Annotated in this window: 2 protein-coding genes; both read right to left on the minus strand. The window is 70.8% G+C overall.

Annotated features, from left to right (window positions below; translation table 11 throughout):
* Window positions 1–13: 13 nt before the first annotated feature.
* Window positions 14–568, minus strand: coding sequence for an exosortase S (gene xrtS / locus ACM2XV_RS15230; RefSeq protein ID WP_487027555.1), 555 nt, complete (start codon window positions 566–568; stop codon window positions 14–16).
* A partial coding sequence (locus ACM2XV_RS15235; protein ID WP_487027556.1) for a glycosyltransferase family 2 protein occupies window positions 565–1437 on the minus strand: 873 nt, incomplete at its 5' end. The genes xrtS and ACM2XV_RS15235, both read right to left, overlap by 4 nt.

Here is a 1437-nt window from a genome sequence, read left to right on the forward strand (position 1 = left end):
GCGGTGAAGCCCGTCATGAGTGCCGTCCACGCTGGGGAGTGCTGCGCATCGTGGCGAAGCGCAGCAGCAGGATCACGGCCGCGATGAAGCCCGCGATGACGAGCAGCGACCCGAGGTAGCGGTGCACCAGTTCGAAGCCGTCGGAGCCCCACGTCTGCATGGCGATCGCGGCGAAGCCGTAGCGCAGCAGGTTGCACAGGGTGACGACGCCGGCGCCGATCGCGAGGCCGACGAGCACGCGGCCGAGGGCGAGCGGGCGCACGAGCAGCATGAGACCGGCCGCAGCGAGCAGCGGCGTGACGAGGATCACGGTCGAGCACAGCGTCGTGATCTGGAATCCGGTTACCTGCTGCGTGCCGAGCCCGAACCAGACGATCGAGCCCGCCGGCGCGGTCCCGCCGTGCACGAACGGGTCCATCAGGAACGCGGCGACGCGCGCCTCGACATCGCGGAACTGCTCCTGCAGCGCGAGCAGGGTCGCGGCGAGCGCGATGAGGGCCAGGGCGACGAGAACGGATGCCGCGCGGCCGGCGACGCGCGCCGGGCGGTTCAGGGTGACGGTGCTCATCGGACGACCTCCAGCTGCGGTGCGGCGGCCGGCGCAGCGCTCTGCGGCGCGTACTCCGCGATGCGCTTCGTCTTCGACCAGCCGTTGCGGCCGAGCACGAGCCGCACGAAGGCGCGGATCACGACCACGTAGCTCTGGTACATGTACAGCCAGTAGCCGACCGCCCAGCCGAGGGCCGTGAGGATCGAGCCGCGGCGCTCGTCGCGCTTCCAGTAGATGAGCGCCCACAGCGCGAACGGCAGCACCCCGGTGAGCAGCATGAGCGGCACCACCCAGGCGGTGGTGGCCAGCCAGGTCTCGAGCCCGCCGGGGGCGATCGCGCCCTGCGCGGCCGAGATGAGGAAGACGAGCGGCCAGAGCACCGTGCCGGCGAGCTGCAGGAACGGCATCAGCATGAAGTACGCGGCCTCGATCGCCCCCGCGTTCGTGAAGTTCCGCGAGAAGAAGATCTGCGAGAGGTACTTGGTGCACTGCATCCCGCCCTGGCACCAGCGGGTGCGCTGGGTGAGCAGCTTCCCGGTGAAGGGCAGCGCCTCCTGCGCGACGTGGGTGTCGTGCAGATAGACGTTGCGGAAGCCCGCGAGCATGACGTGGATGCCGAGCTCGTAGTCCTCGAGCAGCGAGCCGTGCCACGGCGTGTCCGCCGCGCCGGCGATCGCGTCGAGCGTGGCGAGGCGCGTGAACTGGCCGTTGCCGCCGAGCCCGACCGAGAGGGTGTGGCCGCGCAGGCACTGCATCGCGGCGATGGTGGTGCGGAACTCGATGTCCTGCATGCGCACCAGGTAGTGGCCCCACCACTGGCGCAGACCGCGCGCCCCGGGGATCGGCCGGTCGTCGTTGCGGTTCGACATCCACACCGCGGCCTGGGC

This window comes from Gryllotalpicola sp. CP2-P1, from assembly GCF_057512245.1.

What these genes read in the sequence shown, in the direction of transcription:
- xrtS (WP_487027555.1), bottom strand. Translation starts at nt 568, where the DNA reads ATGAGCACCGTCACCCTGAACCGCCCGGCGCGCGTCGCCGGCCGCGCG.